Annotated in this window: 29 protein-coding genes; 7 read left to right on the top strand and 22 right to left on the bottom strand. The window is 71.3% G+C overall.

Annotated features, from left to right (window positions below):
- Positions 1-96 precede the first annotated feature (96 nt).
- The 17 genes from AB0M83_RS15715 to hrcA form a co-directional block, all read right to left on the bottom strand.
- Positions 97-522 carry a hypothetical protein gene (locus AB0M83_RS15715; protein ID WP_364517433.1) on the bottom strand — a complete coding sequence of 142 codons (426 nt, stop codon included), beginning with the start codon at positions 520-522 and terminating at the stop codon, positions 97-99.
- On the bottom strand, positions 519-1,334 hold the full coding sequence (locus AB0M83_RS15710; RefSeq protein ID WP_364517431.1) for an isoprenyl transferase: 816 nt from the start codon (positions 1,332-1,334) through the stop codon (positions 519-521). The genes AB0M83_RS15715 and AB0M83_RS15710 overlap by 4 nt, the downstream gene beginning before the upstream one ends.
- Before the next feature lie 42 nt (positions 1,335-1,376).
- Positions 1,377-2,138, bottom strand: coding sequence for a DNA repair protein RecO (recO, locus tag AB0M83_RS15705; RefSeq protein ID WP_364517429.1), 762 nt, complete (start codon positions 2,136-2,138; stop codon positions 1,377-1,379).
- Between the two features lie 51 nt (positions 2,139-2,189).
- Entirely contained in the window at positions 2,190-2,657 is a 468-nt protein-coding gene (locus AB0M83_RS15700) for a CD225/dispanin family protein (RefSeq protein WP_364517427.1), read from the bottom strand.
- A gap of 67 nt (positions 2,658-2,724) precedes the next feature.
- On the bottom strand, positions 2,725-3,765 hold the full coding sequence (locus AB0M83_RS15695) for an RDD family protein (RefSeq protein ID WP_364517425.1): 1,041 nt from the start codon (positions 3,763-3,765) through the stop codon (positions 2,725-2,727).
- Between the two features lie 184 nt (positions 3,766-3,949).
- Positions 3,950-4,399, bottom strand: a complete 450-nt coding sequence (locus AB0M83_RS15690) for a DUF2752 domain-containing protein (RefSeq protein WP_364517423.1) — start codon at positions 4,397-4,399, stop codon at positions 3,950-3,952.
- A complete protein-coding gene (locus AB0M83_RS15685) occupies positions 4,396-4,722 on the bottom strand; it encodes a CD225/dispanin family protein (RefSeq protein ID WP_364517421.1) in 327 nt (108 codons plus the stop codon). The genes AB0M83_RS15690 and AB0M83_RS15685 overlap by 4 nt, the downstream gene beginning before the upstream one ends.
- Before the next feature lie 28 nt (positions 4,723-4,750).
- A complete protein-coding gene (locus tag AB0M83_RS15680; protein WP_364517419.1) occupies positions 4,751-5,053 on the bottom strand; it encodes a CD225/dispanin family protein in 303 nt (100 codons plus the stop codon).
- Position 5,054: 1 nt separating this feature from the next.
- On the bottom strand, positions 5,055-5,951 hold the full coding sequence (era, locus tag AB0M83_RS15675; protein ID WP_364517417.1) for a GTPase Era: 897 nt from the start codon (positions 5,949-5,951) through the stop codon (positions 5,055-5,057).
- Complete coding sequence (locus tag AB0M83_RS15670) at positions 5,948-6,286, bottom strand: cytidine deaminase (protein ID WP_364517415.1); 339 nt, start codon at positions 6,284-6,286, stop codon at positions 5,948-5,950. Before AB0M83_RS15670 ends, era begins: the two co-directional genes overlap by 4 nt.
- The gene (locus AB0M83_RS15665) at positions 6,279-7,625 is read right to left on the bottom strand and encodes a hemolysin family protein (RefSeq protein WP_364517413.1); all 1,347 of its coding nucleotides are present in this window, start codon (positions 7,623-7,625) and stop codon (positions 6,279-6,281) included. Before AB0M83_RS15665 ends, AB0M83_RS15670 begins: the two co-directional genes overlap by 8 nt.
- 8 nt (positions 7,626-7,633) lie before the next feature.
- A complete protein-coding gene (ybeY, locus tag AB0M83_RS15660) occupies positions 7,634-8,206 on the bottom strand; it encodes an rRNA maturation RNase YbeY (RefSeq protein WP_285480617.1) in 573 nt (190 codons plus the stop codon).
- Positions 8,203-9,279, bottom strand: a complete 1,077-nt coding sequence (locus tag AB0M83_RS15655) for a PhoH family protein (protein WP_364517411.1) — start codon at positions 9,277-9,279, stop codon at positions 8,203-8,205. The genes ybeY and AB0M83_RS15655 overlap by 4 nt, the downstream gene beginning before the upstream one ends.
- 87 nt (positions 9,280-9,366) lie before the next feature.
- Positions 9,367-9,729: a histidine triad nucleotide-binding protein gene (locus AB0M83_RS15650; RefSeq protein WP_364517409.1), complete on the bottom strand. Its 363-nt coding sequence runs from the start codon at positions 9,727-9,729 to the stop codon at positions 9,367-9,369.
- Positions 9,730-10,105: 376 nt separating this feature from the next.
- Positions 10,106-10,858, bottom strand: a complete 753-nt coding sequence (locus AB0M83_RS15645) for a 16S rRNA (uracil(1498)-N(3))-methyltransferase (RefSeq protein WP_364517407.1) — start codon at positions 10,856-10,858, stop codon at positions 10,106-10,108.
- Between the two features lie 2 nt (positions 10,859-10,860).
- Positions 10,861-12,030: a molecular chaperone DnaJ gene (gene dnaJ / locus AB0M83_RS15640; protein ID WP_364517405.1), complete on the bottom strand. Its 1,170-nt coding sequence runs from the start codon at positions 12,028-12,030 to the stop codon at positions 10,861-10,863.
- 31 nt (positions 12,031-12,061) lie between these two features.
- The gene (gene hrcA, locus AB0M83_RS15635; RefSeq protein WP_364517403.1) at positions 12,062-13,084 is read right to left on the bottom strand and encodes a heat-inducible transcriptional repressor HrcA; all 1,023 of its coding nucleotides are present in this window, start codon (positions 13,082-13,084) and stop codon (positions 12,062-12,064) included.
- Positions 13,085-13,415: 331 nt separating this feature from the next.
- Between hrcA and AB0M83_RS15630 the strand changes: the two genes are divergently transcribed.
- Genes AB0M83_RS15630 through AB0M83_RS15615 form a run of 4 tightly spaced genes read left to right on the top strand, consistent with a single transcriptional unit; the run spans position 13,416 to position 15,968 of the window.
- Positions 13,416-13,961: a YbaB/EbfC family nucleoid-associated protein gene (locus AB0M83_RS15630; protein WP_364517401.1), complete on the top strand. Its 546-nt coding sequence runs from the start codon at positions 13,416-13,418 to the stop codon at positions 13,959-13,961.
- Complete coding sequence (locus AB0M83_RS15625; RefSeq protein WP_364517399.1) at positions 13,961-14,287, top strand: type VII secretion target; 327 nt, start codon at positions 13,961-13,963, stop codon at positions 14,285-14,287. The genes AB0M83_RS15630 and AB0M83_RS15625 overlap by 1 nt, the downstream gene beginning before the upstream one ends.
- Positions 14,284-15,480 carry a hypothetical protein gene (locus AB0M83_RS15620; RefSeq protein ID WP_364517397.1) on the top strand — a complete coding sequence of 399 codons (1,197 nt, stop codon included), beginning with the start codon at positions 14,284-14,286 and terminating at the stop codon, positions 15,478-15,480. Before AB0M83_RS15625 ends, AB0M83_RS15620 begins: the two co-directional genes overlap by 4 nt.
- Complete coding sequence (locus AB0M83_RS15615; protein ID WP_364517395.1) at positions 15,477-15,968, top strand: hypothetical protein; 492 nt, start codon at positions 15,477-15,479, stop codon at positions 15,966-15,968. The genes AB0M83_RS15620 and AB0M83_RS15615 overlap by 4 nt, the downstream gene beginning before the upstream one ends.
- Here AB0M83_RS15615 and AB0M83_RS15610 read toward each other — a convergent pair.
- Positions 15,965-16,819, bottom strand: a complete 855-nt coding sequence (locus AB0M83_RS15610; protein WP_364517393.1) for an aldo/keto reductase — start codon at positions 16,817-16,819, stop codon at positions 15,965-15,967. The two genes, AB0M83_RS15615 and AB0M83_RS15610, sit on opposite strands and share 4 nt — an antisense overlap.
- A 75-nt stretch (positions 16,820-16,894) precedes the next feature.
- Entirely contained in the window at positions 16,895-18,391 is a 1,497-nt protein-coding gene (locus AB0M83_RS15605) for a CoA-acylating methylmalonate-semialdehyde dehydrogenase (protein WP_364517391.1), read from the bottom strand.
- A 134-nt stretch (positions 18,392-18,525) separates the two neighbouring features.
- Between AB0M83_RS15605 and AB0M83_RS15600 the strand changes: the two genes are divergently transcribed.
- Genes AB0M83_RS15600 through AB0M83_RS15590 form a run of 3 tightly spaced genes read left to right on the top strand, consistent with a single transcriptional unit; the run spans position 18,526 to position 20,878 of the window.
- A complete protein-coding gene (locus AB0M83_RS15600) occupies positions 18,526-20,163 on the top strand; it encodes a PucR family transcriptional regulator ligand-binding domain-containing protein (protein WP_364517389.1) in 1,638 nt (545 codons plus the stop codon).
- Between the two features lie 28 nt (positions 20,164-20,191).
- Positions 20,192-20,554, top strand: a complete 363-nt coding sequence (locus tag AB0M83_RS15595; protein WP_364517387.1) for an SSI family serine proteinase inhibitor — start codon at positions 20,192-20,194, stop codon at positions 20,552-20,554.
- A gap of 39 nt (positions 20,555-20,593) precedes the next feature.
- The gene (locus tag AB0M83_RS15590) at positions 20,594-20,878 is read left to right on the top strand and encodes a helix-turn-helix transcriptional regulator (RefSeq protein ID WP_364517458.1); all 285 of its coding nucleotides are present in this window, start codon (positions 20,594-20,596) and stop codon (positions 20,876-20,878) included.
- A gap of 97 nt (positions 20,879-20,975) precedes the next feature.
- Here AB0M83_RS15590 and AB0M83_RS15585 read toward each other — a convergent pair whose 3' ends face one another.
- The 3 genes from AB0M83_RS15585 to AB0M83_RS15575 all read right to left on the bottom strand — a co-directional run bounded on the left by AB0M83_RS15585 (position 20,976) and on the right by AB0M83_RS15575 (position 24,584).
- Positions 20,976-22,424 (bottom strand): DUF4173 domain-containing protein, encoded by a 1,449-nt coding sequence (locus AB0M83_RS15585; RefSeq protein ID WP_364517385.1) that lies wholly within the window; start codon positions 22,422-22,424, stop codon positions 20,976-20,978.
- Between the two features lie 472 nt (positions 22,425-22,896).
- A complete protein-coding gene (locus tag AB0M83_RS15580) occupies positions 22,897-23,913 on the bottom strand; it encodes an ATP-binding protein (protein WP_364517383.1) in 1,017 nt (338 codons plus the stop codon).
- Complete coding sequence (locus tag AB0M83_RS15575; RefSeq protein WP_364517456.1) at positions 23,910-24,584, bottom strand: response regulator transcription factor; 675 nt, start codon at positions 24,582-24,584, stop codon at positions 23,910-23,912. Before AB0M83_RS15575 ends, AB0M83_RS15580 begins: the two co-directional genes overlap by 4 nt.
- Positions 24,585-24,693: the final 109 nt, after the last annotated feature.

Raw genomic sequence — 24,693 nt, 5'->3', positions numbered from 1 at the left:
CCGACAGCGAGAGCGCCGCACAGCCGCGAACGGTCGAAAAGTGCCGGATTCCGGCCGTAATTCGCCGTTCGCGGCGAGAAGAGCACCCCGAGTGGGTTACTCGCCGGGCACGATTCCCGGCAAATCGGTCCGCAGCTGCGACGCCGTCGACACGACCAGCATCAGCAGCGTCCCGAGCGCCGCCACGTCGAGGCCCGCCGCCGGGAACGCGTACCGCAGGGTCACGTCCACGCCGTTGTCCGAGTGTCCGACGCCCAGCGTCCCGAACAGCCCCTGGCCCGCCCGCTCGGCGACGGCGATCGACAGCTCCGGCCCGTCCGGGAGGTCCCAGCCGACCACGCAGGTCAGCGTCAGCACGGTGAGGCCCTCGCCGAGCCGGGTCGCCTGGATCACGCACGGGACGTCGCCGTGGGCGAACGTCAGCGCGCCGTCGTCGTCGACGTGCACCTCGAGGTAGCGCTCGAGGGACTCCTTCGCCTGCGTCAGCAGCTCCGCGGTCTCGGCAGCTTCGGTCGCGCTCATGACGAAGACGCCTGGTCGACAGCGGCACCGAAGCGGCGATCCCGCTTCGCGAACTCCAAGCACGCGCGCCACAGGTGCGTCCGGTCGAAGTCCGGGAACAGCGTGTCCTGGTAGACCATCTCGGCGTAGGCCGACTGCCACAGCAGGAAGTTCGACGTCCGCTGCTCGCCCGAGGGCCGCAGGAACAGGTCCACGTCCGGCATGTCCGGCTGGTACAGGTACTTGCCGATGGTCTTCTCGGTGACCTTGTCCGGGTTCAACTTGCCGTCGGCGACGTCCCGCGCGATCCGCTGCATCGCGTCACCCAGCTCGGCGCGGCCGCCGTAGTTGACGCACATCGTCATGTTCAGCGCCGTGTTGTGCTTGGTCTTCTCCTCGGCCGCCTGCAGCTCCTTGATCACCGACGCCCACAGCTTCGGCCGCCGCCCGGCCCAGCGGATGCGCACGCCGATCGAACCGAGGTAGTCGACCTGACGGCGGATCGTGTCGCGGTTGAAGCCCATCAGGAACCGCACCTCTTCGGGGCTGCGCTTCCAGTTCTCCGTCGAGAACGCGTACACCGAGAGCCACTTGACGCCGATCTCGACCGCACCGGCGGCGACGTCGATCATCACCGCTTCCCCGCGCTTGTGGCCTTCGATCCGCGGCAGGCCGCGCTGGTTGGCCCAGCGGCCGTTGCCGTCCATGACCAGCGCGACGTGCTTCGGGACCAGCTCGCGCGGGATCTCCGGCGGCACCGCGCCGGACGGATGTGGATCCGGGGCCCGCAGCTCGTACCGCGACGCCTTGTTCTCGCGTCCCCTGCGCAGCACTGCGAGCCTCCCTGGATGGGTGAAAATCGATCAGGCTCGACCCTACTGCCCGCGCACCACGGTCTCCCGGGCGCGTCGCTCGACCAGGGGCAGGGACCGGAGCTGGCGCTCCAGATGCCACTGCAGGTGGGCCGCGACCAGGCCGCTCGCGTCGCGGCGGGTGCCCGGCAGGGTCGCCTCGGCCAGCGGCCATTCGCCGTGCAGGAGGGCGGTGAGCAGGTCGAGGACCTCGGGCGCGGGGTGCACGCAGCCGGGCACGCGGCAGTCCTGGCACATCGAGCCGCCGGCCGTGACGCTGAACGCGACGTGGGGGCCGGGCAGGCCGCAGCGGGCGCACTCGGTGAGCGCGGGTGCCCAGCCGGCGTAGGACATCGCGCGGAGGAAGAACGCGTCGAGCACGAGGGACGCGTCACGCTCCCCGGCGGCGAGGGACCGCAGTGCGCCGCAGACGAGGAGGTAGAGCTTGAGCACCGGTTCGCCCTCTTCGGCCGAGAGCCGGTCCGCGGTTTCGGCGATCGCGCTGGCCGCGGTGTAGCGCTGGTAGTCGGCGACCAGCGGGAGGGCGAACGCGTCCACGGTCTCGACCTGGGTGATCACGTCGAGCGTGCGGCCGGTGTAGAACTGCACGTCGACGTGGCCGAACGGCTCCAGCCGGGCCCCGAACCGCGAAGACGTCCGCCGCACACCCTTCGCGACGGCGCGGACCTTGCCGTGCCGGCGCGTGAGCAGGGTGACGATCCGGTCGGCCTCACCCAGCTTGTGCGTGCGCAACACCACCCCGGTGTCGCGGTAGAGGTTCACCACCCCGACATCGTCCCACTTGTGGGCGACGCCGGGGTGGAGCGCCCCGCGTAATCAGCAGTAGTAGCCGTAGCAGGTGCTGACGGCCACGGCCGAGGCGATGATCGCGATGATCGCCACGACGCAGCCGATGCTGCCCAGGATGGTGGAGATCAGGCAGAGCGTCTTGGTGGTGCGCGACGCCTGCTCCGCCATCATGTAGTTGCCCTGCATCTTGTACGTGCCGACCTCGTTCGACTTCATGATCGCGAAGATGCCGAGGATGAGCCCGCCCAGGAAGAGCGAGGCGATCGCCCAGCCCTTGTAGTCCTTGATGGCGTTGATGTCGCCGCCACCGCCGGGCATGCCGTAGCCGGGGGCGCCGAAGCCGCCGGTCGGGGGCTGGCCGTACGGCGCGGGCTGCCCGTAGGGCGCGGGCATCCCGCCCGACGGCGGGCCGTAGCCGGGCTGCTGCTGAGGGAATCCGCCGGACTGCGGCTGCTGGCCGTAGGGCGGCTGCTGCTGGCCGTAGGGATTGGTCATGAACTGGTACCCCAATTACTCGTGAACGTCCGCCGGGTCGTACCCGGCGGCGGTGCGGAAAGAAGTGTCAGTGGTGTGGCGGCTGGTTCGGCGGCTGCCCGAACTGCCCGGGGTCGATCTTCTGCGTCTCGCCGGCTTCGCCGTGCGCCTCGGGCCGCAGCATCTGGGTGCGCTCGGCCTGCTCGTCGAACGCGGACCCGCCCCCGGCGGGGGCGTCCGGGCGGAGCATCTCGGTGCGCTCGACCTCGTCGAAGGCCGACCCGCCCGGCGGCGGGGCGAGCGGCCGGCCCGGCTGCGGCTGGGCGAAGCCACCGGACTGGGGCTGCTGCGGGAAACCACCGGAGGACGGCTGCTGTGGGAACCCTCCCGGCTGCGGCTGGCCGAAGCCCCCGGACTGGGGCTGGTCGAAGCCGCCGGACGGGGGCTGCTGGGTGAACCCGCCGGGCTGCTGGCCGAACTGGCCGGGCTGTTGCCCCGGCGGCGGGTAGCCACCGGCGAACGGCTGGGCACCGGGCTGGCCGAACGGCGGCTGGCCGGGAGTCGCGTCGGCCAGCACCACCACGGAGGTGACGATCTTGTCCGCGAAGGTCTGGCTCTTGTCGTCCCAGAGCGGCCACAGGTAGCCGACGTAGCAAGGGAGACCGTCGACGATGTGGCAGAGGTCGCGCAGGAACGCGGTGCCGGCGCCGACCGGCTGCCCGGTCTGCTCCGAAACCAGCTTGATCCCGAGGATGCGCTTGCCCAGCGACTGCCCGGTGTTGCCCTGCTGGATCCACCGGTTGTAGACGGCCCAGCCGAGACCGATCAGGCCGCCCAGGCCGTACAGGGCGAAGCCGATGGGGCGCGCGCCGCTGAAGGTCAGAATCACCGCGAGGATGTAGACGACGATGATCGGCGCCTGGTCGATGATCAGCGCGCCGGCACGCTGGCCCCAGTTCGCGTAGTTCTGCGGTGCGCCGAAGGGAGCTCCCGGCGGGCCGTACGGCGCGGGCTGCCCGAAGGGCGCCTGCTGGCCATAAGGCGGCGCCTGACCGGGCGGCGGCTGTCCGAACGGCTGCTGGCCGCCGGGCTGCTGCCCGAACGGCTGCTGACCGTAGGGATCGGTCATCTGGGTATCCCCCTCGCTGGTCACTCCACCGCACGCTTCGTGCGGAACCGGTGCGAATGTACGGCACTGGTCCGCGGGAGCGTACTCGGTTCACCTGCGGCGCCGCCGCCAGGCGTCCACTGTCCGGGTGAACCGCACGAGCCTCCGACGCGGTGCGTGGCGAAGCGGTTCCCGTCCGTCGAAATCAGACGCGCAGGCCGGTGAACGGGGCGAACGGGAGGTTGCGAATGACGAACCAGACGGCGAACACGACGCCGACGGTCAGCGGGGTCCAGCGCCAGTGCAGCCAGCTGTTCACCCAGCGGCCACGCAGCCGCCCGACCGTCCAGGCGACCGTGCTCCAGACGAAGAGCAGGATGAACACGAGCGACACGGCGTTGTAGTGCAGGGCCGCGGGGAGGTCGCCGTGCATCAGGCTGTACGCCATCCGCATGCCACCGCAGCCGGGGCAGTCGATGCCGAACAGCGCCTTGGTCGGGCAGACGGGGAGCCAGCCGCCGGGGGTGGTCGGGTCGCCGATCAGGACGGCCGCGCAGCAGACGCCGAGCCCGCCGACGACGGCCATCGGGGCGCCGAGGGCGCGCAGCGTGGCCTTCACACCGCGGGCCGGGTATCCCGTGTAGACGGTCGTCATGGCAGCAGCGACCAGAAGGAGACGCCGACGAGGGCGAACATGACCAGGATGAACACCAGGTAGAGGGCGATCAGGATGCCGAAGGAGATCGCCGACCACATCGCCCACTGGCGCGCTTCGTCGGCGGCCCGGTGCGCTTCGGCGTGGAAGCCCTGGAACCACAGGGAGTTGACCTGGCTCGCCTTCACGATGGCGACGATACCCAACGGCAGGCAGCACATCACCGTCGACAGGATCGCCCAGACCAGGTTGTTGTCCGGTGGCGGCCCGTAGTTCGGCACCCACCCGTGGGGCGGCGGGTACTGCTGGTAGGGGTGGGTCACCGGGATCGCCTCCTGCTGCCGACGTGCCTCAGTGGGACGCGGCGTCGTCGAGCAGCGTTCCCAGCAGCAGGACACCGCCGGCGACCAGGGCGACCCAGAACACCACTCCGACGACGGCACCGATGATCGCCCAGCGCCGCGCGGCACCGGCCGCGCCGCGGGCGGCGTCCGGGTCACCCTGTGCCCAGAACTTCTCCACCTTGGCCGCCTGGAAGATCGAGACGATGCCGAAGGGCAGGCAGATGATCGCGGCGACGATGCCCCAGGCCAGGTTGTTCGCGGGCGGGGGGCCGGGGTTGTAGTCGGCGGGCGGCCGCGGCTGCTCGGGCACGTCAGAACCCGAGCCGGCGCAGCTGGCGGGGATCCCGCTGCCACTCCTTGGCCACCTTGACGTGCAGGTCGAGGTAGACCTTGGAGCCGAGCAGCGCCTCGATGTTCTTGCGGGCGGTGGCGCCGACCTCGCGCAGCCGCTCGCCCTTGTGCCCGAGGATGATGCCCTTCTGGCTGGGCCGCTCCACGTACAGGAACGCGTGCACGTCGATGAGGTCGTCCCGGCCTTCGCGCGGCAGCATCTCCTCGACGGTGACGGCGATCGAGTGCGGCAGCTCGTCGCGGACGCCCTCCAGCGCCGACTCGCGGATCAGCTCGGCCACCAGCGTCTGCTCGGGTTCGTCGGTGAGCTCGCCGCCCGGGTAGAGCTGCGGGCCTTCGGGGAGCTTGCCGACGAGCAGGTCCGCGAGCGCGCCGACCTGGAAGCCGTCCACCGCGGACACCGGGATCAGCTCGGCGAAGTCCATGACGTCCTGCAGCGCGAGCAGCTGCTCGGCGACCTGCTGGGGCTGGACGAGGTCGGTCTTGGTGACGATGCCGATCACCGGCGTGCGCTTCGCGATCTTCGCCAGCTCGGCGGCGATGAACTTGTCGCCGGGGCCGATCTTTTCGTTCGCCGGCACGCAGAATCCCACGACGTCCACTTCGGACCACGTCGTGTGCACGATGTCGTTGAGCCGCTCGCCGAGCAGGGTGCGGGGGCGGTGCAGGCCGGGGGTGTCGATGAGGACGAGCTGGGCGTCCTCCCGGTGCACGATGCCGCGGATCGCGTGGCGGGTGGTCTGCGGCTTGCTGGAGGTGATCGCGACCTTGGTGCCGACGAGGGCGTTGGTCAGCGTCGACTTGCCCGCGTTGGGGCGGCCGACGAAGCAGGCGAAGCCGGAGCGGTGTTCGGTCATCGCTTCAGCACCTCGAGGATCTCGCCGTCGGGGTCGGCGAGGATGATCGGCGCGTACTTCGCGATGTCGCGGACGGCGTGCACGGACGCGCCCTTGAGCAGGCCCTCGCTGGTGACGACGGCGGCGGCTTCGATGCCTTCGGCGCCGCTGGACAGCGCGGCGGCGACCGCGGCCTGGAGCGCGGTGAGCTTGAACGACGGCTGGTCGACCGTGCCCGCGGCGTAGGTGCGGCCGTCGGTGTCGCGGACCGCGGCGCCTTCGGGGGCCTGGATGCGGGCGCGCGAGGACCGGGCGAGGGTGACCAGTTTCTGGTCCTCCGCCTCGAGGTCAGGCATGTTCGACGCTCCTGTCGCGTTCGTCGGGGTGGGGCAGGCGGGTGCGGCGCCGGCTGGTGCGGTCGGCCGGGTCGGTCATCGCCTCGGCGTCGGCCGGGTGCACGACCACCGAGGTGATGCGCATGCGGCCGCGCCGGTCCTTGCCCCCTTCGGCGAACAGCCGAAGGCCGGCGACCTCGGCTTCGGCCCCCGGTAGCGGGACCCTACCCAGTCGTTCCGCGAGCAGCCCGCCCACGGTCTCCACGTCGTGGTCTTCGAGGTCGATGCCGAAGAGCTCGCCCAGGTCGTCGACGCTCATCCGGGAGGAGACGCGGACGGCGCCGTCGGTGAGCTCCTCGACCTCGGGGCGCTCGTCGGCGTCGGACTCGTCGGTGATCTCGCCGACGATCTCCTCGAGGACGTCCTCGATGGTGAGCAGGCCGGCGGTGCCGCCGTACTCGTCGACGGCGACCGCCAGGTGGTGGTGCGAGCGCTGCATTTCCTTGAGGAGCTCGTCGAGCCGTTTCGAGTCGGGGACGAAGGAGGCTTCGTTCATCAGGGTGTCGACGACCGTGCTCGACCCGTCCGGGTCCATGTACGCCGACATCAGGTCCTTGATGTTGACGACGCCGACGATGTCGTCGACGGAGTCGTCGATCACCGGGAGCCGGGTGAAGCCGGTGCGCAGGGCCAGCGCCAATGCCTGGCGGACGGTCTTGGTGCGCTCGATCCAGACGATCTCGGTGCGCGGCACCATGACCTCGCGGGCGACGGTGTCGCCGAGCTCGAACACCGAGTGGATCATCTCGCGCTCGGAGTCCTCGACGACGCCGCGTTCCTGGGCGAGGTCGACGAGCTCGCGCAGCTCGACTTCGGAGGTGAACGGGCCTTCGCGGAAGCCCTGGCCGGGGGTGATGGCGTTACCGATGAGGATGAGCAGCCGGGACAGCGGGCCGAGGATCGAGCCGAGGACGCGGACGGGCCCGGCGACGTAGCGGCCGATGCGGTAGGGGTGCTGGCGGCCGAGGGTGCGGGGGCCGACGCCGATGAGGACGTAGCTCACGACGATCATCACGACCGCTGTGACCAGCACGGCGAGGCCGAGTGGCGCCAGGCGGGTGCCGACGAAGACGGTGACGAGCACGGTGGCGGTGAGCTCGCAGCCGAGGCGCAGCAGGAGGAGCAGGTTGATGTGCCGGCGGCGTTCGGCGACGACCGCGGCGAGGTGGCGGGCGCCGGGCAGGCCCAGGCGGGCGAGGCCGTCGGCCCGGGCCTGCGACACGGTGCTGATGGCGGCGTCGGCCGCCGCGAACACGCCCGCGAGGAGCACGAGCGCGATCGCGAAGAGGAGCTGGACCATGGCCGGCGCTAGGGCGTTTCCCCGGCGGGTGGTTCGGCGGCCGGGGTGGTGGCCGCGTCGAGCCCGGCGATGCCGAGGACGCGGTCGTCGGTGTTGCGCTGGGCGTCGCGCTTCTGCAGGGCGGCGACGGCGTCCTGGTACTCGCCGAGGATCCGCTTCTGGAGGGCGAACATCTCGCGTTCTTCGGCGGGTTCGGCGTGGTCGTAGCCGAGGAGGTGGAGGCAGCCGTGCACGGTGAGCAGGTGCAGCTCGTCGATCAGGGCGTGGCCCGCGGTCTTGGCCTGGTCCTTGGCGAACGCCGGGCAGAGCACGATGTCCCCGAGCAGCGCCGGGGACGCGTCGGGCGCGTCCGGGCGGCGGGAGGAGTCGAGCTCGTCCATCGGGAAGGCCATGACGTCGGTGGGCCCGGGGAGGTCCATCCAGCGTTCGTGCAGGTCTTCCATGACTTCGAGGGTGACGAGCAGGATGGACAGCTCGGCGAGCGGGCTGACCTCCATCTTGTCGAGGGCGTAGCGGGCCGCCGAGACGATGGAGGTCTCGTCGACGTCGACGCCGGACTCGTTGGCGATTTCGATGCTCACCGCCGGTTGCCCTTCCAGCCGTTGCCCTGCTGCTGGTCTTGGGCGTCCTGCACGGCCTGCCACTTCTCGTAGGCGTCGACGATGTCGCCGACGAGCTTGTGCCGGACGACGTCCTGGCTGGTCAGTTCGGAGAAGTGGAGCCCGTCGACGCCGCCGAGGATGTCGCGGACGACGCGGAGGCCGCTGCGCTGGCCGTTGGGCAGGTCGACCTGGGTGATGTCGCCGGTGACGACGATCTTGGAGCCGAAGCCGAGGCGGGTGAGGAACATCTTCATCTGCTCGGGCGTGGTGTTCTGGGCCTCGTCGAGGATGATGAAGGCGTCGTTCAAGGTGCGGCCGCGCATGTAGGCGAGCGGCGCGATCTCGATGGTGCCGGCCTGCATGAGCCGCGGGATGGACTCGGGTTCGACCATGTCGTGCAGCGCGTCGTAGAGGGGCCGCAGGTAGGGATCGATCTTCTCGTTGAGCGTGCCGGGCAGGTAGCCGAGGCGCTCGCCGGCTTCGACGGCGGGGCGGGTCAGCACGATGCGGGTGACCTGCTTGGCCTGGAGGGCCTGGACGGCTTTCGCCATGGCGAGGTAGGTCTTGCCGGTGCCGGCGGGGCCGATGCCGAAGACGACGGTGTGCTTGTCGATGGCGTCGACGTAGCGCTTCTGGTTGAGCGTCTTGGGCCGGATGGTCTTGCCGCGGCGGGAGACGATGTTGAGGCTGAGGACCTCGGCGGGCGAGGCGTCTCCGGTGGAGAGCATGCCGATGGTGCGGCGGACGGTGTCCGGGCCGACCTGTTGCCCGCCGGTGGCGAGGGTGACGAGGTCGGCGAAGACGCGTTCGGCGAAGGCGACGTCGGCGGGTGCGCCGGTGAGGGTGACCTCGTTGCCGCGGACGTGGACGTCGGCGGCCAGGAGTTCCTCGGCGACGCGCAGGTTCTCGTCGCGGGAGCCGAGCAGGCTGAGCGCGGCGGCGTCGGGGATGGGGAACCGGGACTGCGCGGCCTGGACGGCGGCATCCTCGGTCTTGGCGACGTCCCCGGGGACGTCGGGTCGGGCGGCTCCACCCGGTACGGTTCCGGCCACGTGGCCTCAGGCCTGCTTTCTCGGTGAGGGAGAACGGACCCCACCGATGCTACTGGCACCCACCGACAGAACGCAGACGGGTTTCGCCTAGTCCTGCTCAGGAGCCCCGAAGAGCCCCAGAGGCTCACCCCCGAGCACATGGGCATGAACATGAAAAACGGTCTGCCCAGCATCCGAGTCGGTGTTGAAGACAACCCGATACCCCGACTCGAGGACACCCTCAAGTTCAGCAACCCGCCGAGCAGTCAGAGCAACAGCGGCAAGAAGCCCCGGGTCCCCAGCAGCAAGCTCCCCCAAGTTCCGATACCGCTTCTTGGGCACAACAAGCACATGAACCTTCGCCTGAGGCCGAATATCCCGAAAGGCAAAGGTCAGATCATCCTGGTAGACAACATCAGCAGGGATCTCACCAGCAATGATCTGCTCGAAGAGAGTCTCATCCTCACTCATGGAAGACACCCTATCGACAGAGAGCCGCCCCCAAGACAGACACCGAGCGCGAGCCGCGGGGGGGGTCCGGGGGGGAACCCCCGGCTGGGGGTCTGGGGGTTTGACCCCCAGAAGACACAACGAACGAGAAGCGGCCCACTGAAGGAGCGAAGCGAGAGAAGGGGGCCGCGGAGCGGTAGACCCTGGGGGTCGATCTACCGCCACCGCGGCGGCCGCCGGACCGAGGGGGGAGGTGCCCGGCGGGGTCTGTGCTTTCCCAGTGGCGCGCCGGACCCGGAAACGGTGTGTGGCGCGTTAGTAAACGAGAGTAACGGGTCGGAGTGTGATCGCGCCATAACTGGGCGCAAAATCGGGGGTCTTTTTTCCGGTGATCTTCTTACCTCCACCGGGTGGTCAGGGCGCCGAGTGCGCCGAGGGCGACGGCTGCGGCGGTGGAGGTGCGGAGGACGGTCGTGCCGAGGCGGACGGCGTGGGCGCCGGCTTCGCGCAGGGTGTGGAGTTCTTCGTCGGTGATGCCGCCTTCCGGGCCCACGACCAGGAGCAAGTCTCCGGTGTCGGGCAGGGAGAGGTCGGTGAGGCGGTCGGGGACGTCGGACTCGAGGACGATCGCGAGGGACGTCGTCGCCATCAGGCCGGCGAGCTCGCGGGTGCCGGCGGGTTCGGTGACGTCGGGGACGTGGGCGCGGCGGGCTTGTTTGGCGGCCGCGCGGGCGGTGGCGCGCCAGCGGGCGAGGGCTTTGTCGCCGCGGCCGCCGTCTTCCCACTTGGCGACGCTGCGGGCGGCGCGCCAGGGGACGATGGCGTCGACGCCGGCTTCGGTGGCGAGTTCGACCGCGAGTTCGCCGCGGTCGCCCTTGGCCAGGGCTTGGGCGAGCACGACGCGCAGGGCGGGCGGTTCCTCGGTCCAGCGCTCTTCGATCGACAGCGTCAGGGCGGCGTCGCGGCCGGGCTGGACGGCTTCGACGACGCAGCGGGCCATGGTGCCCGCGCCGTCGGAGAGGACGAGCCGCTTCCCCGTGCGCAGGCGGCGGACCGTGGCCGCGTGCCGGGCTTCCTCGCCGTCGAGGACCGTGCGCCCGGAAGCGGGCACGGAGGCGGCGAGGAAGACCGGCAGGGTGGTGTCGGGCACGGTCAGCGGTGGTTCTTGGCGCGCAGCTTCGAGAACAGGCCGCCGTGCTTGGCGCCGTTGGACGCCAGCGTGGGGACTTCTTCGCCGCGCTGCTGGGCGAGCTCGACGAGGAGGTCGCGCTGGGCTTCGTCGAGCTTGGTCGGGACCACGACGTCGATGTGGACGTGGAGGTCGCCGCGGCCGTCGACGCGGCCGGAGGACCGCAGCCGGGGCATGCCCTTGCCGGTGAGGACGAGCTCGGCGTTGGGCTGGGTGCCGGGTTCGACGTCGAGGTCGTAGTCGCCGTCGATCAGCGTGGAGATGGGCACCGTGGCGCCGAGGGCGGCGGTGGTCATCGGGATGCGGAAGTTGCAGTGCAGGTCGTGGCCCTGGCGGACGAAGACCTCGTGCGGGGTCTCGTCGATCTCGACGTAGAGGTCGCCGGCCGGGCCGCCGCCGGGCCCGACCTCGCCCTGGCCGGAGAGGCGGATGCGCATGCCGTCGCCGACGCCCGGCGGGATCTTGGCGGTGACGTTGCGGCGGGCGCGGATGCGGCCGTCGCCGCCGCACTGGCGGCAGGGGTCGGGGATGACCTCGCCGAAGCCGCGGCAGACCGGGCACGGGCGGGCCGTGACGACCTGGCCGAGGAAGGACCGCTGGACGGACTGGACCTCGCCGGCGCCGCCGCAGGTGTCGCAGGTCTTGACGCCGGTGCCTTCGGTGGTGCCCGCGCCGCGGCAGAGGTCGCAGACGATCGCGGTGTCGACGGCGATCTCCTTGTCGACGCCGGTGGCGCAGTCCTCGAGGCTGAGGCCGAGCCGGATCAGCGCGTCGGAGCCGGGCTGGACGCGGCTGCGGGGTCCGCGCCCGCGCCCGCCGCCGCCTCCGCCGGCCGCGCCGAAGAAGGCGTCCATGATGTCGCCGAGGCCGCCGAACCCGGCGAACGGGTCGCCGCCGCCCCCGCCGCGCGCGCCGCCGTCCATCGGGTCGCCGCCGAGGTCGACGATCTTGCGCTTCTGCGGGTCGGACAGCACCTCGTAGGCCGTCGTAACCTCGCTGAACTTGTGCTGCGCGTCTTCCGACGGGTTGACGTCGGGGTGCAGCTCCCGGGCCAGCTTCCGGTACGCGCGCTTGATGTCCTGATCGCTCGCGTTCTTGGCCACCCCGAGGATGCCGTAGTAGTCCCTCGCCACCGTCTCTGCTTCTCCTTCTGCTCTGCCCGGCTCAGCGGCCGTGCAGGATCTGCCCCACGTAGTTGGCGACCGCGCGCACCGCGGCGATCGTGCCGGGGTAGTCCATCCGGGTCGGGCCGACCACCCCCATGCCGCCGAGCACCATGTCCTGGCCGTATCCGATCGAGACGACCGAGGTGCTGCGCATCTGCTCGTCTTCATTTTCCTCACCGATGCGCACCGTGATCGCACCGGGGTTGCGCGCGGCGGCCAGCAGCTTGAGCACGACCACCTGCTCCTCGAGGGCTTCGAGGACCTGGCGCAGGGAACCCGGGAAGTCGGCGACGTTGCGCGTGAGGTTCGCGGTGCCGCCGAGGACCAGGCGTTCTTCGGGGTGCTCGGCCAGCGACTCGACCAGGACGGTGGTGACGCGGATGAGCGCGTCCCGCAGCTCGCCGGGTGCCTGGTCGGGCAGTTCGGCGACGCGCGCGGCGGCGTCGTTGAGCCGCCGTCCGGACATGGCCGTGTTCAGCACGGACCGCAGCCGCGCGACGTCTTCTTCGGTGACGACGTCGCCGAGGTCGACCGTGCGCTGGTCGACGCGGCCGTTGTCGGCGATCAGCACCAGCATCAGCCGCGCCGGGGTGAGCGGCACCACTTCGAGGTGGCGCACCTTGGCGTTGGTCAGCATCGGGTACTGGACGACGGCGACCTGCCGGGTCAGCTGCGCGAGCAGCCGGACCGAGCGCTTGAGGACGTCGTCGAGGTCGGTGCCGCTGTCAAGGAAGGTCGTGATGGCCCGGCGCTCGGCGGCGCTCAGGGGCTTGACCTCCGACAGCCGGTCGACGAAGAGGCGGTAACCCTTGTCGGTCGGCACGCGCCCGGCGCTGGTGTGCGGCTGGGTGATGTAGCCCTCTTCTTCGAGGGCGGCCATGTCGTTGCGCACCGTGGCGCTCGACACGCCCAGGTTGTGCCGTTCGACGATCGCCTTCGAGCCGACCGGTTCCTGGTTGGACACGTAGTCGGCGACGATCGCGCGCAGCACGTCGAAGCGGCGCTCGTCCGCGTTGGCCACCGGTTCCTCACCTACCTCGCTCGCTGCTCACCTTGAGTTTACGGAAGCCTGAGCCGGTCGTGCTCAACCCCGCCCGTCCGCGTCGGGGTCCCGGGTGCGGGGCTCGCTCGCCGGCCGCATCGCGGGGCGCTCGCTAAGGGGCCGCGCGGGCCTGCTCGAACGTCTTGAATGACTCATTCATGTCGTCGGACGAGGTGAATGAGTCATTCAAGACATCGCGTCCGCCCCACAGCACACCCGGACCCCGAGCACCGCCAGGCGCCGGGCCGGGCGCCGGGTAAAGAACGCACAAACGAATTCCCATGCATTCTTCCCGGAACGGAATTCCGGCTTGAAGGGGGAACCGAAAAGCGGTTTGCTGCCTCTGACCCGCATGCCCTCCCCCGACTCCGAGGTCGCCGTGAACCGAATTCAACCCGCTTCGGCCGGAATGCCCGATATCGCCCGGCGCGCGGCCGAGGCGAAAGCGCGGCTCGAGCGCGTCTCGGCGACCGCCTCGAGTGCCGACGGAGCCGTCACGGTCACCGTCAACACCAGCGGTGCGCTGCAGGAACTCACCTTCGGCCCGCGTGCGGACGAGCTGCCGCGGGCCCGGCTCGCCCAGGCCGTCCTCGCGGCCGCGAAACGCGCTCAGGTCGACGCCGCCCAGCAGCTGACCGCGATCATGGCGCCGGTGATCGGCGCCGACAGCGACGCGATGGAATTCCTGCGGGAACAGATTCCGACGCCCGAATTGCCCCCAGAAGAACCGGCACCGTCGCACTGGAAATTCACCGGAACGCAGCAGGAAACCCCACCGCCGCCCGTGCGCCCGGCCCGGCCGCGCCCGGACGACGACGAGGACTTCGGCGGCCCGATCCTGCGCCGGGGGCTCTGATGGCCGAGCGGGCGATGAAGGTCGACTTCGACGTCCTCGGCGGCCACGAGGACGAGATCCGGGAGATCGCCGACCGGGTCCAGCAGGCGGTCGAGGCCGCCGGCACCGCCGGTGCGCTCGACTTCGACGCGTTCGGCCTGGTCGGGCAGGTGTTCGCGCTGCCGATCCAGGCGTGGGTGGACACCGCCGACAGCTTCCTGAGCGCCGCCGTCGAGGCCGGCCACGAGGTCGCGGACCGGGTGAAGACCGCGCACACGGCGTTCCGCGACCACGAACAGCAGACGAAGTGCCTGCTCGAGGGCATCGGCAAGGAGCTCCCGGCATGACCGAGAACGCACTGGTCGCGACGGCCGAGTCGCCGGGCGGCTTCTGGAGCGGCATGGGCGACGGCTCCAAGGGCGAACTGGACAACCTCAACGCCCAGACCGGCGGCGCGGGCATCTTCAGCGACGCCGCGTCGACGCTCACCGACGCCCGCAGTGGCGACTGGGGCAACCTCGCCATGGACGTCGGCACCGACGCGCTCGACCTGCTCGGCGCGGCGATGGACCCGCTCGGCACGCTGGCCGGCGCCGGCGTCGGCTGGCTGATCGAGCACATCAGCTTCCTCAAGGACGGCCTCGACAAGCTCGCCGGCAAGCCCGAAGCCGTCACCGCCAAGGCCGTGACCTGGACGAACATCGCGAAGCAGCTCACCGAGACGGCCGAGAGCTACGAGCGGCAGGCCAAGAAGGTCCAGCAGTCCTTCAGCGACTGCGGCTCCGCCGAGGCCTACCAGCGGACGGCCGAAAGCTACGTCGGTGTCCTGCGCGGCGCCGCGTCGCACGCCGGGGACGCGTCGACCGCCATGAACGTCGGCGCGGCGCTGGTCGGCACGGAACGCGGGCTGATCCGCGACATGATCTCGTCGTTCGTGGGCGAGCTGATCGTCAAGGCGCTGGCCGCGCTCGCCGCGTCCTGGTGCACCTTCGGCGGCACGATCGCGGCGTTCATCGCCGACACGGTCGTCGAGGGCGGCGTGCTCGCCGAGAAGATCAGCACGCGCATCGCGAAGATCGTCGAGAAGCTCGAGAGCCTGGCGAAGGGCGCGGGCAAGTCGAAGGCGGCCCTCGAAGGCGCGGCGAACGCGCTGAAGAAGGTGGGCAAGGGCGTCGACAAGATCGTGGACAAGAGCGTCGACACGGCCGCGGGCATCGAGCGCAAAGCGAACGAGCTGAAGCAGGCCGGCAAAGAGGCCAAATCCGCCGAGGAGACCGCGAAGGGGTGGAGCGACGCCGCCGAGTCGCACGTCCCCGGTCGCGAGAAGATCGAAAAAGCCGGCGACACGTACTCGGAGGACGGCCGCAGCGCGCTCAAGCCGGCGGAGTGGCAGAAGGCCGGCGGCTATCCGGGGTGGAGCACCGCGGACACCGTCGGTGTCGTGACCGAGGGCCGCCGTCAGGAGAACGAACAGATCGACCGCTACCACGAGGGCCAAGAGGCCTACGAGAAGGAACACCCCGAAGGCGAGGCCGAGTGATCGAGCAGGCCGAGGTGGAGCTGGCCAATCGCCACGGCCGGCTCCACCCCTCGCAACGGGGAAAGCTGCTCGACCTCAACTTCTGGGTGGCGGCCGTCCTGGTCGTCGCCGGTCTCATCGTGGTGGTGATGCTCGCTGCCGTGGCCGAGACCGCTGCCGAAGTCCTCGGCACCATCGTCCCGATCGTGGCGATCACCGCCTGGTTCGCGTTCGTCTGCTGGCGCCGGCTGGCGGACGTGCGGAGCGGGCAGCTGGTCGCGACCACGGGCTGGACCCACGACTTCGGCAGGCAACGACCTGAAGGCGACTACCCGATCGCGCTCTCCACCCGGCTCAGCCAGGGCTACCACGAGCACTACTACCTGAAGGCGGGCGGCCGGACCCAGCCGGTGGAGCGGAAGCTCCGCGAGCGGATCCAGCCGGACCGCACCAACACCGTCTACACCACGCCGCGCAGCAAGCTGCTGATCAACGTCCTCCCCTCTTAGGAGGCCGCCTTGCTCAGGGCGTCGAACTCGGCGTCGGTCAGCTCGATGTCCGCGGCGGCGACGTTGTCCTCGAGGTGCGCGACCGACGACGTCCCCGGGATCGGCAGCACGACGGGCGATCGCTTGAGCAGCCAGGCCAGCGCGAGCTGCGACGGCGAGGCATCGTGCTCCTTGGCGAGCGTCGTGAGCGGGCTGTCCGGCCCGGCGAGGGCGCCGGTGGCCAGCGGGAACCACGGGATGAAGGCGATGCCGTGCTCGGTGGCGTGGTCGAGCAGCGGTTCGGCGTCGCGCTTGGCGAGGTTGAAGAGGTTCTGCACGGAGACGATCTCCGCGGTCTTCTGCGCTTCCTTCAGCTGATCCACGCTGACCTCGGACAGGCCGATGTGCCGGATCTTGCCTTCGTCCTGCAGCTTCTTCAGCTCGCCGACCTGCTCGGCCACGGGCACCTTCGGGTCGATCCGGTGCAGCTGCAGCAGGTCGATCCGGTCGACGCCGAGGTGCCGCAGGCTCAGTTCGACCTGCTGCCGCAGGTACTCGGGCCGCCCGACGGGGATCCACTGGTTCGGCCCCTGCCGGGTGAAGCCGGCCTTGGTCGCGATGACGAGGTCGTCGGCGTAGGGGTGCAGGGCCTTCTTGATCAGCAGATCGGCGACGAAGGGGCCGTAGGCGTCGGCGGTGTCGATCAGGGTCACGCCGAGTTCGACGGCGCGCCGCAGCACGCGCACGGCTTCGTCGGGGTCCTTCGGGTCGCCCCAGACCCCCGGCCCGGTGAGCTGCATGGCGCCGTACCCGAGCCGGGTCACCGGCAGGTCGCCGCCGATCGTGAAGGTGCCGGAGTTCTTCGCGCTCATCGTTCGTCCCATCATCGGTCGGAAAGCTCCACCGGGTGCCAACCCGGCGGAGCCCCGCCCGATTCCCGCGTGCGCTCAGGAGTTGCGCGGGAAGCCCAGGTTCACCCCGGCGTGCGACCGGTCCGGCCACCGCGACGTCACGACCTTCGTCCGGGTGAAGAAGTGGAACCCCTCCGGCCCGTAGGCGTGGCTGTCGCCGAACAGCGAGTCCTTCCAGCCGCCGAAGGAGTAGTACCCCACCGGGACCGGGATGGGGACGTTCACGCCGACCATCCCGACCTCGACCTCGTTCTGGAACCGCCGGGCCGACGAGCCGTCGCCAGTGAAGATCGCCACGCCGTTGCCGTACGGGTTCGCGTTGATCAGGTCCAGCGCGTCGTCGTACGAAGCCGTGCGCGCCACCGACAGAACCGGGCCGAAGATCTCGTCCGTGTAGATGGACATCTCCGGGCGGACGTGGTCGAACAGCGTCGGGCCGAGCCAGAAGCCGTCCGGGGAACCGGGCACCTCGATGCCGCGGCCGTCCACCACCAGCGACGCGCCCGCCGACACCCCGGCGTCCACATAGGACTTCACGCGCGCGTGGTGCGCCGCCGTGACCAGGGGTCCCATCTCCGATTCGGGGTCACGCCCGTCGCCGACGCGCAGCACGGACATCCGCTCGGTGATCTTGCGCACGAGCTCGTCGCCGATCGGGTCGACCGCGACGACCACCGACACCGCCATGCAGCGCTCCCCCGCCGACCCGAACCCGGCCGACACGGCGGCGTCGGCGGCCAGGTCGAGGTCCGCGTCCGGCAGCACGACCATGTGGTTCTTCGCGCCGCCGAGGGCCTGGACGCGCTTGCCGTGCCGGGTGCCGGTTTCGTAGACGTAGCGCGCGATCGGCGTCGACCCGACGAACGAGATCGCCTTGACGTCGCGGTGTTCGAGGAGCCCGTCGACCGCCGCCTTGTCGCCGTGCAGCACGTTCAGCGCGCCCGCGGGCAGCCCGGCCTCGGCGAAGAGCTCGGCGATGAACACCGCCGCCGACGGGTCCTTCTCGCTCGGCTTGAGCACGACGGTGTTGCCGCAGGCCAGCGCGTTCGGGACGAACCAGAGCGGCACCATCGCCGGGAAGTTGAACGGCGAGATCACGCCGACCACGCCGAGCGGCTGCGCGATCGAGTAGACGTCGACGCCGGTGGACGCGTTCTCGCTGAACCCGCCCTTGAGCAGCTGCGCGGCACCGCAGGCGTACTCGACGTTCTCGATCGCGCGCGCGACCTCGCCGGCCGCGTCCGACTCGACCTTGCCGTGCTCGCTCGTGACGATCTTCGCCAGCTCGTGCTTGCGCGCGGCGAGCAGCTCGCGGAAGGCGAACAGCACCCGCGTCCGGCCGGCCAGCGACGTCCCGCGCCAGCCCGGCAGCGCCGCCTTGGCCGCGGCGACGGCGGCTTCGACCTCGGCGTCGCCGGCGAAGTCGACGTGCGCCCGGACCTGCCCGGTGGCGGGGTCGAACACCTCGCCCGAACGCGCGGTGGTCCCGGTGAACGGCTTGCCGTCGATCCAGTGGCTGATGCGGTCGGTCACGGCGATGCGCTCCTTCGCTCGGGGACGTCTCCTGCGAGTCTCCGGGCGGGCGCCACGCCAACGCCATCGACAACGTGTACGGACTCGCCGTCCCGGCCGTACAGTCTGTCCCTGCCGATCACACGCGAGGAGCCATGTACCCGACCGTCGCCGAGGTGCTCGCGCTGCCGGTGCTGCGCCAGGGCCGTCCGCACGTCGTCGCGGGCATGGGCGGGCTCGACGCCCCCGTGCGTTGGGCGCACGTCGCCGAGGTCGCCGACATCGCGCACCTGCTGCGCGGCGGGGAGCTGGTGCTGACGACCGGGGTCGCGCTGCCCGACGACGGCCCGGCGCTGGCCCGCTACATCGCCGACCTGGCCGGGGTCGGGGCCGCCGGCCTGGTGATCGAGCTGGTCCGGCACTGGAGCGACAAGCTGCCCGCGGCGCTGGTCGAGGCCGCCGAGAAGCACGGCCTGCCGCTGGTGACGCTCTCGCGCGAGACCCGGTACGTGAGCGTCACCGAGGCGGTGAACGGCCAGATCGTCGACGCCCAGGTCGCCGAGCTGCGCGCCGCCGAGCGCGTGCACGAGACGTTCACCGCGCTGACGGTCGCGGGCGCCGAACCCGGCGTCGTGCTGGGTGAGGTCGCCCGGCTGACCGAGGAGCCGGTGGTGCTGGAGACGCTGTCACACGAGGTCCTCGCCTACGACGCGGCCGGGGTGGACCCGGCCGAGCTGCTCACCGGCTGGCCGGCCCGGTCGCGCGTCGTCCAGATCGGCGAGCGGACCGGCTACCACCCCGGCTCGGGCTGGCTGGTCACCGTCGTCGGCGCGCGGGGGCACGACTGGGCGCGGCTGGTCGTCGTCTGCGCCGACCAGCCGCCGCACCGCCACCGGGTGGTCGCCGAGCGGGCCGCGTCCGCGCTGGCCGTGCACCGGCTGGTCGCCAAGGACTCGGACGGCCTGGAGCGGCAGGCCCACCGAGCCGTGCTCCACGAGCTGCTGGCGTCGCCCGCCCCGACGGCGGAGCTGCTGGCGCGGGCCTCGGCGCTGGCCGTGCCATTGACCGGGCGGCAGCTGGTCGGGCTGGCGGTCCGGCCCCGGTTGGCCGTCACCGGGCGGCCCGCGCTGTCCACGCCGCCGGTGCTGCGTGAGCTGGCCGAGGCGACGGTCCTGGCGGCGCGCCGCGCGAAGGTGTCGGCGCTGGTGGCGACCGACGACCTCGGCGTGCGGGCGCTGATCGCGCTGTCGCCGGAAGCGAACGCCGACACCGTGCTGCACCGGCTCGCCACCGACGTCCACGAGGCCCGGGGCAGCGCACCCGGCGTGCTCGCGGTCGGCACGACGGTCTCGACGCCCGCCGAAGCGGGCCGGACGCTCCTGGAAGCCGGCCAGGTCGCGGCGGCCGCGTTGGGGGCGGGCAGCGAGCGCGTGCTGCACCGGCTGTCGGACGTCCGGCTGCGCGGCCTGCTGCACCTGCTGGCGGGCGACGAGCGGGTGACGGCGTTCGCCGCGCGCGAGCTCGGGCCGCTGCTCCAGCGCGACGCGGCTTCCGGCAGCCGGCTGGTGCAGGCGTTGCGCCACTACTGCGAGCAGGGCGGCAACAAGTCGGCGGCCGCGGCGGCGGCGCACACCTCACGGACGGCGTACTACCAGCAGCTCGCCCGGATCGAGCAGGTCCTCGGCGTCCGGCTGGAGGACCCGGAGTCGATGCTCTCGCTGTACGTGGCCCTGCTGGCGTGGGACCTCACCCGCCCGAGCGAAGAAGACTCACCCGGACGTGGAGCACAGTGATCGGCCTCGGGCTGCCGATGACACCGATATGGCTTTGTTTTCGTTTGCCGCCTGCCTGGTGGGCTTGAGCTGCCTCGCTCCCGCCCAGCCGCCGGCGTCGACGCTCCAGCTCACCACCCACGACACGGCCGGCCGGATCGGCTCGGTCGTCCTGACGTGCGACCCGGCCGGCGGCACGCACCCCAAGCACGACAAGGCGTGCGCGGTCCTCACCAGCGCGGGCGGCGACTTTTCGCGCATCCCCGCGCGCCACCAGATGTGCACGCTGATCTACGCCCCGGTGGACGTGACGGCGGTCGGAACGTGGCACGGCAAGCCGGTGTCGTTCCGGACGACGTACGCGAACCGCTGCGAAGCCGACCGCGACTCGGACGACGTCTTCGCGTTCTGACGCGCGTTCGCGACACGGAACAGCGATCGCCCGACCGGCCTGCCACCCCAGAACATCTCGAACTGGGAAAGCGGCAAGCGCGTACCGAAGATCGAAGAGCTCGCCACGATCCTCGGCGCGCTGCGGGTCGCCCCCGACGAACACGCGCGGTTGCTCAACCTGGCCCGCTTCGCCGACGACCCCGACTGGCTCAACCAAGCGATTCTCGACGGCTCCACCTGGAGGCGTGAAGCACTCATCGAAGGTCAGTCGTCGCCCTGTCGCAGATCCGCGACACCAGAGCCGGCGCACAGGCACACATTGCGTTACCACCCGAAGCGGTAACACCCGGCTTGGCGCGCGGAAGCCGTCGGGCCGCCCCCACGACGACCCGGTGACTTCCGCGCACCGCTCTTAACTACGCACAGCTCGCACCGGTGGTTCAACAACTGCCGAGAGTCACATCGCGGGCGCTCGAACGGCTGAGGTTCCACGCCGGCCAGGCATCCGGGGTGTCGCCGGCGAGGACCTGGCGCAGGACGCACGTCCGGAGCGGTTCCGGCAGCCGGGCCGACACCACCGGGACCACGTCGGTGGAGAAGCCCGCCAGGTACCGGTGGTCCAGGGGTTTGCCGGCGGCCGCGCGGTCGAGGTTGGCGTCGGCGATGAGGCGTTCCGGGTCGAGGACGGCGAGCACCAGCAGCGCCGCGGCGGCGGCGCCGATCGCCGCGCGGGGCAGCCACGCCGAGCGGAGCTTGGCCAGCGATGCCAGCACCAGCACGAACACCGCGCCGAACCACAGTTCGCAGACCTCGACCAGCAGCCGCAACACCGTGAAGCCGTAGGCCTCCTGGTACGTCCACATGCGACTCAACGCCGAGCCGACGAGCACCAGGCTGAGCGCGCTCAAGGCGCCCAGCAGGACGCGCTGGCGAAGCCGGTCGGCCTTCGTGACGTTCGGGGCCCAGCGCAACGCCGCGGACACGATGGCCAGCGTCAGCACGGTGACGGCGCACAGCTGCCAGAAGCCGCCGCGGGCGTACTCGGCGGCGGTGAGGTTGCTGGTGCGCAGGACGTACTCGGTGCCGCCGAACAGCACGACGAGCCGGACGGCGACGAACACGCTGAACAGCAGGACGAGGACGGTGAGGGGGACCGTCCATTCCAGACCGTACTTCGTCCGGTATGGACGGTCGAGGTCTGCGCGACGCGCTGGGGCGGCGAGGAAGTAGCAGGCTCCGGCGACGAGCAGTGCCGCGACGACGAACACGCAGCACCAGCGCACGAGGACGTCGACGCTGAGGTCGGGAATGACAGCGTTGACCACAGCGGCGAAGGCGGCGTCGGCGCTGGCGAGCAGCGGCACGAAGACGGCGACGAGCGCGGCGGTGGCCAGCACGGCGAGGCCGATCCTCCGGGCGACCCCGTCGCGGCGGGCGGTGAAGCGTCCCAGCCCGCGGCCGGCCCACGGAACGGCGCGCAGGGCTTCCAGGGGGACGGCGAGCATGTCGTAGAGGATGGAGTTGACGGTCCGCTTCCCCACGACGGCGAGCGAACCGGTGACGACGGCCCCGAGCACGCAGAGGACGAACAGCCACCCGGACGCCCGCACGGCGCCCATCCCGAGCAGGGCGAGGGCGAGGACGGCCCACCCGGCGTTGCCCCAGGTCAAGGAACTGGCGCCCGCCACCGACCGCCGATCGGCGAGGAAGACGGCAACGGTGACGGCCAGCCCGGCCAGCAGCCACCCGACCCCGGGCCGGTCGACGGGCAAGACGAGCGCGGCGGCCACCCCGGCCAGCCCGGCAGCGGGCAGCACGGCGGGCGGCAGCGGAACGACGGCGGACTTCGGCGGCGGAATCGGCCGCACGAGGACCGGAGGAGCAGCCACGGCGACGCCGCCGGCGCGGGCTTCCCCTGCCGCCCCAGGTGAAGCCCCCGCGACACCACCGGCATACACCCCATCGCCGACCGGCCCCGAGGGCCCGGCCGCCCCGGCTCGCCCGGCACCGTCGGCGCGTGTCCCGCCGCCCGCCGCCTCCAAGGCGGCTCGGGCCGAAGACGCTCTGGTGAATCCGCCGGCTGCAGCTACCGGTGAAGCCGCCCCCGAACCACCTCCCGCCGACCGCTTGCCCCGCGGCACTCGCTTGTCCGCACCCGAATCGCCGGGCTCATCGATCCTGCTCTTCGGCATCGTCCTCAGCTCTCGTTCACGTTCGCAAATATCCTCGCCCGCACCACCCGCCGCGCCAGTTCCCGAGCTGGCGGACCCAACGCCCCGAAGCCCCAAGGTCTTGAATGAGTCATTCAGGTCCCCGGAGGTCCTGAATGACTCATTCAAGACACCGGGACCCACCCGAAAGTCAGCCCGTCGGCAGCGTCACCCGGATCCGGCTCCCGACCCCCGCCGAGGGCTCCACCACCCCGATCGTCCCGCCGTGCAGCTCCACCGCCCACCGCGCGATCGCCAGACCGAGCCCCGTCCCCCCGCCGGACGGCCGCTCCCCCCGCGTGAACCGCTCGAACACCCGCTCCCGGTCGGCCGGCGCGACCCCCGGCCCCTCGTCGCACACGTCGATGCGGATCTCGCCCGGGCGGACCTCGGCCAGCACCTGCACCGACCCGCCCGCCGGGCCGTGGCGGGCGGCGTTCTCCAGCAGGTTCGCCACCACCTGGAACAGCCGCCCGCGGTCGGCGACCACCACCGCGTCCGCCGGCGAGACCGACACCTCGAACGTCACCCCGCGCACCAGCGCCGCCTCGGAAACCGCCTCCGACAACAGCGAAGCCAGCGGGAACGACGTCTTGTGCAGCGGAATCGCCCCCGCGTCGAGCCGCGAGAGGTCCAGCAGCTCGTCCACCAGCGTCGCCAGCCGCTCGGTCTGCTGCAGCGCCGTCTTCAACGTCGCCGGGTCCGGGTCCTCGACGCCGTCGACCAGGTTCTCCAGCACCCCGCTCAACGCCGTGATCGGCGTCCGCAGCTCGTGCGACACGTTCGCGATCAGCTCGCGGCGCTGCCGGTCCGCGTCGCCGAGGTCGCCGGCCATCTGGTTGAACGCCTGCGCCAGCTCACCCACCTCGTCCCGGGTGGTGGCGCGGACGCGGCGCGTGTAGTCGCCCTTCGCCATCGCCCGCACCGCGCCCGTCATCTCGCGCAGCGGCCGCGTCATCCCGTGCGCCAGCACCTGCGACAACACCAGCGCCAGCACCATCGCCGTGATCGTCGTCTTGGGCGGCAGCCAGCCGATCTGCCAGTTGAAGAACGCGAACGCGACCCCACCGGACGCGACCATCAGGATCGCCAGCTTCAGCTTGATCGACCGGATCCCGTCCAGCGGCCGCGGCAGCAGCTCGACCACTCGGATCAGCAGAGTCTTCACGATCCCGCCTCCAGCGCGTACCCGACGCCGTGCACCGTCCGGATGAGGTCCGCGCCGAGCTTGCGCCGCAGCGCCTTGATGTGGCTGTCCACCGCCCGCGTGCCCGCGGACGTGCTGTGGACGTCCCAGTCCCACACCTCCGACAGCAGCCGTTCCCGCGGCTGCACCACTCGCGGCCGCCGCGCGAAGTGCACCAGCAGGTCGAACTCGATCGGCGTCAGCTGCGCCGCGACACCGGCCCGCGCGACGCGCCGCTCGTCGACGTCGATCTCGAGGTCGCCGAGCACGATCCGCGCGTGCGAATCGGACCGGGACGAGCGCTCGACCCGCCTCAGCAGCGCGTGCACGCGGGCCGTGAGCACCCGCATCGAGAACGGCTTCGTGAGGTAGTCGTCGGCGCCGACCCCCAGCCCGACCAGCATGTCCGTCTCGTCGGCGCGCGCGGTCAGCATGAGCACCGGCACCGGGCGCCGCCCCTGGATCCGGCGGCAGACCTCCAGGCCGTCGAACCCCGGGAGCATGACGTCCAGCACGACCAGATCCGGCTCCGACGAGGTGTCCGCCTCGACCGCGGCCGGCCCGTCGTGGGCGACGTCCACGCTGAACCCCTCGGCCCGCAGCCGGGCCGCGATAGACGCGGCGATCGTGACGTCGTCCTCGACGACGAGCACTCGCCGCACTCCTGGTTCCATGAGGACGACCTTAGGGATCGGCGGTGGAGAGGGTCCGCGCGAAGTGTGGAGATCCTGTGGAGACGTTTCCGCCGTTTTGCCGGTTCGT

The organism is Amycolatopsis sp. NPDC051106, from assembly GCF_040682775.1.
Lineage (GTDB): Bacteria > Actinomycetota > Actinomycetes > Mycobacteriales > Pseudonocardiaceae > Amycolatopsis.
Note: the sequence above shows the minus strand (reverse complement) of the source record. Positions and strands in the feature narration are given on the sequence as shown.

Excerpts from the sequence above, each read along its gene's own strand:
- AB0M83_RS15715 (WP_364517433.1), bottom strand. The coding sequence starts at position 522 with ATGAGCGCGACCGAAGCTGCCGAGACCGCGGAGCTGCTGACGCAGGCG.
- AB0M83_RS15700 (WP_364517427.1), bottom strand. The coding sequence starts at position 2,657 with ATGACCAATCCCTACGGCCAGCAGCAGCCGCCCTACGGCCAGCAGCCG.
- AB0M83_RS15695 (WP_364517425.1), bottom strand. The coding sequence starts at position 3,765 with ATGACCGATCCCTACGGTCAGCAGCCGTTCGGGCAGCAGCCCGGCGGC.
- AB0M83_RS15690 (WP_364517423.1), bottom strand. The coding sequence starts at position 4,399 with ATGACGACCGTCTACACGGGATACCCGGCCCGCGGTGTGAAGGCCACG.
- era (WP_364517417.1), bottom strand. The coding sequence starts at position 5,951 with ATGACCGAACACCGCTCCGGCTTCGCCTGCTTCGTCGGCCGCCCCAAC.
- AB0M83_RS15670 (WP_364517415.1), bottom strand. The coding sequence starts at position 6,286 with ATGCCTGACCTCGAGGCGGAGGACCAGAAACTGGTCACCCTCGCCCGG.
- AB0M83_RS15665 (WP_364517413.1), bottom strand. The coding sequence starts at position 7,625 with ATGGTCCAGCTCCTCTTCGCGATCGCGCTCGTGCTCCTCGCGGGCGTG.
- AB0M83_RS15650 (WP_364517409.1), bottom strand. The coding sequence starts at position 9,729 with ATGAGTGAGGATGAGACTCTCTTCGAGCAGATCATTGCTGGTGAGATC.
- AB0M83_RS15625 (WP_364517399.1), top strand. The coding sequence starts at position 13,961 with ATGGCCGAGCGGGCGATGAAGGTCGACTTCGACGTCCTCGGCGGCCAC.
- AB0M83_RS15620 (WP_364517397.1), top strand. The coding sequence starts at position 14,284 with ATGACCGAGAACGCACTGGTCGCGACGGCCGAGTCGCCGGGCGGCTTC.
- AB0M83_RS15610 (WP_364517393.1), bottom strand. The coding sequence starts at position 16,819 with ATGAGCGCGAAGAACTCCGGCACCTTCACGATCGGCGGCGACCTGCCG.
- AB0M83_RS15600 (WP_364517389.1), top strand. The coding sequence starts at position 18,526 with ATGTACCCGACCGTCGCCGAGGTGCTCGCGCTGCCGGTGCTGCGCCAG.
- AB0M83_RS15595 (WP_364517387.1), top strand. The coding sequence starts at position 20,192 with ATGGCTTTGTTTTCGTTTGCCGCCTGCCTGGTGGGCTTGAGCTGCCTC.